Genomic DNA, 5,812 nt, shown 5'->3' on the forward strand with positions numbered 1-5,812 from the left:
ACCGCTGCCGATGCACCCGAGACGTTGCCAGCTGCGTCGCGCGCGGTGGCGGTGAGGCTGTTGGCGCCCTGCGGCAGCGGGGTAGTGGGGGTGAAGCTGAAGACGCCGTTGGCGCCAGCTACAGCGGTGCCCAGCACCGTGCCGTTGTCGGAGATCGTGACGGTCGCGCCCACCTCCGCCGTGCCGGTGATGATCGGTGTGGTGTTGTTGGTCAGACCGGGCAGCGTCGTGATCGCCGGCACACCGGGTGCGACGCTGTCGATAGTCAGGGCGACGGCCGCCGACGCGCCCGAGACGTTGCCGGCCGCGTCGCGCGCGGTGGCGGTGAGGCTGTTGGCACCCTGCACCAGCGGGGCGGTGGGGGTGAAGCTGAAGACGCCGTTGGTGCCGGCCACAGCGGTGCCCAGCACCGTGCCGTTGTCGGAGATCGTGACGGTCGCGCCCACCTCCGCCGTGCCGGTGATGATGGGGGTGGCGTTGTTGGTCAGACCGGGCAGCGTCGTGATCGCTGGCGCACCGGGAGCTACACTGTCGATGGTCAGGGCCACCGCGGCGGACCGGCCCGAAACATTGCCGGCCGCATCGCGCGCGATGGCGGTGAGGCTGTTGGTGCCCTGCACCAGCGGGGCGGTGGGGGTGAAGCTGAAGACGCCGTTGGCGCCGGCCACAGCGGTGCCCAGCACCGTGCCGTTGTCGGAGATCGTGACGGTCGCGCCCGCCTCCGCCGTACCGGTGATGATGGGGGTGGCGTTGTTGATCAGACCAGGCAGCGTCGTGATCGCCGGCGCACCGGGCGCGACGCTGTCGATGGTCAAGGCGACGGCCGCCGATGCGCTCGAGACGTTGCCGGCCGTGTCGCGCGCGGTGGCGGTGAGGCTGTTGGCGCCCTGCGCCAGCGGGGTGGTGGGGGTGAAGCTGAAGACGCCGTTGGCGCCGGCCACAGCGGTGCCCAGCACCGTGCCGTTGTCGGAGATCGTGACGGTCGTGCCGGCTTCCGCCGTACCGGTGATGATGGGGGTGGCGTTGTTGATCAGACCGGGCAGCGTCGTGATCGCCGGCGCACCGGGTGCGACGCTGTCGATGGTCAGGGCGACGGCCGCCGACGCGCCCGAGACGTTGCCGGCCGCGTCGCGCGCGGTGGCGGTGAGGCTGTTGGCACCCTGCACCAGCGGGGCGGTGGGGGTGAAGCTGAAGACGCCGTTGGCGCCGGCCACAGCGGTGCCCAGCACCGTGCCGTTGTCGGAGATCGTGACGGTCGCGCCCACCTCCGCCGTGCCGGTGATGATGGGGGTGGCGTTGTTGATCAGACCGGGCAGCGTCGTGATCGCCGGCGCACCGGGCGCAACGCTGTCGATGGTCAGGGCGACGGCCGCCGACGAGCCCGAGACGTTGCCGGCCGCGTCTATAGCAGTCGCACGCAAAACGTAGGGACCATCGGCCAATGGCGTGGTCGGGGTGAAGCTGAATGTGCCCTGAGGAGTAGCGATAGCCGTGCCAAGCTGGGTCGTGCCACTGAGAATAGCGACGGTCGATCCCGCTTCAGCCGAGCCAGTGATAGTCGGCGTGTTGTCGTTAGTTAAGGTCGGAACCGTCGTAATCGCAGGAGCTGCTGGCGCCAATGTATCTATGATCAGCGAGACCGGTGTCGAGGCTGCGCTGGTGTTACCGCTGGCGTCCGTTGCACGCGCGCTCAAACTGTACGTACCGTCGGCCAGTGGCGAGGGTGGTGTGAAGGAGTATTGCCCAGCTGAGTTCGCGACGGCTGTCCCGATTTGCGTGTTGCCGTTGTATATGGCGACGGTTGCACCAGCCTCGGTTGCGCCAGTGATCGTCGGAGTATTATTCCGCGTCGCAGCAGCGCCGGCAATCAGCGTCGGCACAGTAGGCGCATAGTGATCGTCCGTTACAATATCATCAATTCTGAAACCGAGACGTCCCAAGCCGATGTCTAGGACGCTCGAATTAAATATCCGGACTTCGGTAATTCCGTCCCATTGAGAGCCGAATCTGACTGTTTGATCTCCAAGAATTCCACTGAGATTAAGAAGTTGAAAGGCATCTCCAGAAACAACTTGCACACCATTGCGGTAACCCACGAACTGCGTGTTTGTCGCCGCTCCTAAAACAACCCCACTATTTAGATCCAATTGATTTAGATCGAATGCGCCACCCGATACTTGAGAGATTGAAAGGTAGCCGGGACCCGTCAGCAAGCTGACTGCCACGCCAGTTCCCTCGCCCGTTCTAAGTTGAGCGTCATTGAATAGACCGAAGTTTTGGACTGAGAGGGTGCCGGTCGCAGATCCCGATGTACTGCGCTGCGCGTAAGCATATCCGTTTATGACGAGGGGGTTTCCAGCTTGATTGAGAGATCCTCCGAAGGTCTGAGTAACTTCCGCCATAATCTAATCCCCGCTCGCGACGCGTATCTCTATGGATGTTGGTAGGTTGCCGGAAATTTACTCAGAAATAGCGATATTTTCGATGCGTAACGCGTCGATAACATCGCACCAGGCCAGTCGGCTCTGACGAGTAAACTGTTATGCTGCCGAGAAAATAGAATAGCTCGCTTTGAGAAAGACTTTTCCAGCAGAGGCATGACGTCGATTTGCCGGAAATCCAGAGCGTGATATGAGGCCCGCCATTCCGACTGCTCTGATATCACTGCTGCGTCAGAAATTTGGGGTGTATGACCGGTAGTAGGATCTCGTGCAGGAGCGGGACGTGCCCCCCCTGATCACCGCCTTGGCTAATCAGCCGCGCTTTGCCGCATACGTCGGCACTCTCTCGGACGTCCTTGGCCATGCGGATCGGGTCGCACCGCTCAAGGCCTACTGCACCGGTCTCCTCCTACCAGGCACACACAAGAGCATTGAGCCCATGGCGGCCCAGATAGCCCCAACTCGTGTTCAGGCCACCCATCAGCCGCTGCACCACTTCGTGGCCAAGGGCGAGTGGTCAAACGTCGCTTTGCTGGCTCGGGTCCGCGCCATGGTTCTGCCCCTCATCGAGAGCCCAGGCCTGATCCAAGCTTGGATCGTCGATGATAGGGCTTCCCCAAGAAGGGCCAGCACTCGGTCGGAGTCAGCCGGCAATACTGTGGTCAGCGGCAAACAGGATAACTGCCAGGTTGCGATGACGCTCTCGCTGGCAAACGCCCAGGCCAGTCTGCCGGTCGCCTACTGGAGTGGGCCCCTGATGGTGGGCACGGTCAGGCGGCGGTTTTGACCGTCTGCTGGGCGTGTTGCTCCTCGAACTGCGCGGGGCTCAGGTAACCGAGTGCGGAGTGCAGGCGGCGGGCGTTATAGACCTCTTCGATGAAGCGAGGCAGCTCAGCCGCGACGTCGGCAAAGGTCTCAAATGCCATCGGGTACACGCCCTCGACCTTGAGCGTCTTCATGAAGCTCTCAGCTTTGGCGTTATCGTAGGGATTGCCCCGCCGGCCCATCGAGCCAACTAGCCTGTGCTCGGCCAAGATCTTCCGATACGCCTCGGCAGCGTATTGACTACCACGGTCCGTGTGATGGGTCAGCCCTGGTGCTGGTCGACGACGCTCGATCGCCACCCGCAGAGCCGCGACGGTCAGGCGGGCGTCGATGGATTGGCCGAGCGCGTAGCCGACCACGCGCCGCGACCAGGCATCCAGGATGATTGCGACGTAGACGAAGCCGCCCGTCACCGCGACATAGGTCAGATCCGCGACCCAGAGTTGGTTGGGGCCGTCCGGCACGATGTCCTTGGCAAGGTTCGGGAAGATCGGGCTATCGTGATCGCTGTCGGTCGTCGTGACGTAGCGGCGCCGAACGCGCGGCTGCAGGTCGTGCTCGCGCATGAGGCGGCGGACCTTCTTGTGGTTCACCGGCCATCCCTGTTGACGCAAGGCTGCCTGGACGCGCCGCCAGCCGTAGGCTTCGAACGCGTCACAGATTGCCGCCATGGCTTCGACGAGAGCGGTGTCGTCTGCAGCCCGGGTCGGAGCGTCGTAGTAGGTGGAGCGTGCGAGGCCCATCAGCCGGCATCCTGCCGCGACGGAGAGGCTGTCGGGCCGGTGATCACGGAGGTAGGCCCGCTTCTCGGCAGCGGCGCGCTTCGCAGTGCCCCCTTTAAAAACCAAGTTCAAGCGCCTGCCGACCGACGAGCCGTTCGAGCGCGGCGATGCGCGCTTCATAGGCCTGGATCGTGTCGGCGGCTGCCGCATCGTCGTCGAGCGCGCCGGCCTCGTACTTCTGCACCCAGACGCGCACGAAGTTGCGCGAGAGGTCGTGGCGCTTGGCCAAGCCGTGTAGCGTCTCACCAGACAGGTACTCATGCGCAACCTGACGCTTGAACGTGACGCTATGAGAACGGTGTCGTGCCATGGTCTTCATCCTCCGAAGACCCAGCGAACCGGTCAATCAGCCTCACCCAATCCGTCCACCCCCAGGGGCCCACTCCACCGTCCAGGCTGCTCTCGGCCCATTGCGGGCCTGAGGAACGTCTGCTCCAGGAAATTATCGCGGAGCAACGATCATCCACGGGCGATGAGATCAACTTCTCACCGCTCATGTCACATCTGTCGGCTCAATCTCGTCCTCCGTGGCTGGCGCGCGTTTCGCGATCCTAACGAGCCAGATGCACGCGCGTCCTACGAAAGGGATGACGATGACGACTGTGATACCTGCCAATGCCGGACGAACCGATCCGGGATATGCTGGTCCTCCAAGTGCGGGGGGCGAGGAGCTGGTGCCCTCGCGCTACGCGGTGCGGATCGGTGAGATCGACGTGCTGGTCGTCAGCGACGGCGTGCTGCCGCTCCCGACCAAGATGCTGGGACACAACGTCGACCAAGCCGTGAGGGCGGCTTGGCTGAACGACATGTTCCTGCCGACAGACGCATTCGACTGGTCGCTGAACGCGGTTGTGGTCCGCAGCGGCGACCAGACCATCCTCGTCGACGCCGGGTTGGGGTTGGACCCGAACCTAAACCTGCCGCGGGCCGGGCTATTGGTAAGACGGTTAGAGGCCGTAGGTATCGATCTCAAGACTGTGACAGACGTGGTGCTCACCCATATGCACATGGACCATGTCGGCGGGCTTCTCGTCGACGGAGTGAAAGAGCAGCTGCGCCCGGATCTGCGAATTCACGTGGCGGCTGCCGAGGTCAAATTCTGGGAAGCGCCCGACTTCACCCACGTCGACATGCCGCAGGGGTTCCCAGATGCGCTTCGGGCGGCCGCCAAGCGGTTCGCGCAAGATTATCGCAGCCAGTTGCGACTGTTCGACGAGGAGCACCAGGTCGCACCGGGGGTGATCGTCCAACGCACCGGCGGCCATACTCCCGGACACAGCGTCGTCCGCATGGCATCCGGCGGCGACCGGCTAACTTTCGCCGGCGACGCCGTGTTCACGGTCGGGTTCGAGCACCCCGACTGGCACAACGGCTTCGAGCACGATCCCGAGGAGGCGGCTCGCGTTCGCGTCCGGCTTCTGCGGGAACTGGCGGCGACCGGCGAGCAATTGATCGCCACGCATCTGCCGTTCCCGTCCGTCGGCCGGGTCGCGGTTGATGGCGACGCGTTTCGGTGGGTTCCTGCGTTCTGGGACTACTGAGGGGGCCTGTGCCGATCCGATCGTCCGTTGGAACCGGGGATCGCGCGCGGATGTCTCGTCGGCAATCGTTCATCCTCGGGATCTGTCCCGAGGATGTGCTTCCGTAGGATCGCGTGCTGTCCCCGGCACTTTCGAAATGGAACGGCTTTGGTCTAGGTGTCGTTACCCAGAAGGTTGTTCAGCCTTTGCCAGGGTGTCTGTTGGCTGAGGGCGGAGTGGGTTC

5 protein-coding genes are annotated in these 5,812 nt (G+C 63.6%); 2 read left to right on the plus strand and 3 right to left on the minus strand.

The features are described from left to right. Nucleotides 1-2,402 (minus strand): Ig-like domain-containing protein (locus F6X53_RS31750; RefSeq protein WP_244965642.1); only part of this gene is annotated, 2,402 nt, incomplete at its 3' end. A gap of 322 nt (nucleotides 2,403-2,724) precedes the next feature. Here F6X53_RS31750 and F6X53_RS31755 point away from each other — a divergent pair. Next, complete coding sequence (locus F6X53_RS31755; RefSeq protein ID WP_191971092.1) at nucleotides 2,725-3,228, plus strand: transposase; 504 nt, start codon at nucleotides 2,725-2,727, stop codon at nucleotides 3,226-3,228. Here F6X53_RS31755 and F6X53_RS31760 read toward each other — a convergent pair. Next, entirely contained in the window at nucleotides 3,212-4,198 is a 987-nt protein-coding gene (locus tag F6X53_RS31760; RefSeq protein WP_342354009.1) for an IS3 family transposase, read from the minus strand. The two genes, F6X53_RS31755 and F6X53_RS31760, sit on opposite strands and share 17 nt — an antisense overlap. Then, nucleotides 4,104-4,358, minus strand: a complete 255-nt coding sequence (locus F6X53_RS32870; RefSeq protein ID WP_191971094.1) for a transposase — start codon at nucleotides 4,356-4,358, stop codon at nucleotides 4,104-4,106. The genes F6X53_RS31760 and F6X53_RS32870 overlap by 95 nt, the downstream gene beginning before the upstream one ends. A 277-nt stretch (nucleotides 4,359-4,635) precedes the next feature. Here F6X53_RS32870 and F6X53_RS31765 point away from each other — a divergent pair, with 277 nt between their 5' ends. Then, a complete protein-coding gene (locus F6X53_RS31765; RefSeq protein WP_425324717.1) occupies nucleotides 4,636-5,589 on the plus strand; it encodes an MBL fold metallo-hydrolase in 954 nt (317 codons plus the stop codon). Nucleotides 5,590-5,812 lie beyond the last annotated feature (223 nt).

The organism is Methylobacterium soli, from assembly GCF_008806385.1.
GTDB lineage: Bacteria > Pseudomonadota > Alphaproteobacteria > Rhizobiales > Beijerinckiaceae > Methylobacterium > Methylobacterium soli.

Bases quoted from the DNA above. Each gene is read 5' to 3' on its own strand.
- F6X53_RS32870 (WP_191971094.1), bottom strand. From the start codon at position 4,358: ATGGCACGACACCGTTCTCATAGCGTCACGTTCAAGCGTCAGGTTGCG.
- F6X53_RS31760 (WP_342354009.1), bottom strand. From the start codon at position 4,198: ATGCGGCAGCCGCCGACACGATCCAGGCCTATGAAGCGCGCATCGCCG.
- F6X53_RS31765 (WP_425324717.1), top strand. From the start codon at position 4,636: ATGACGATGACGACTGTGATACCTGCCAATGCCGGACGAACCGATCCG.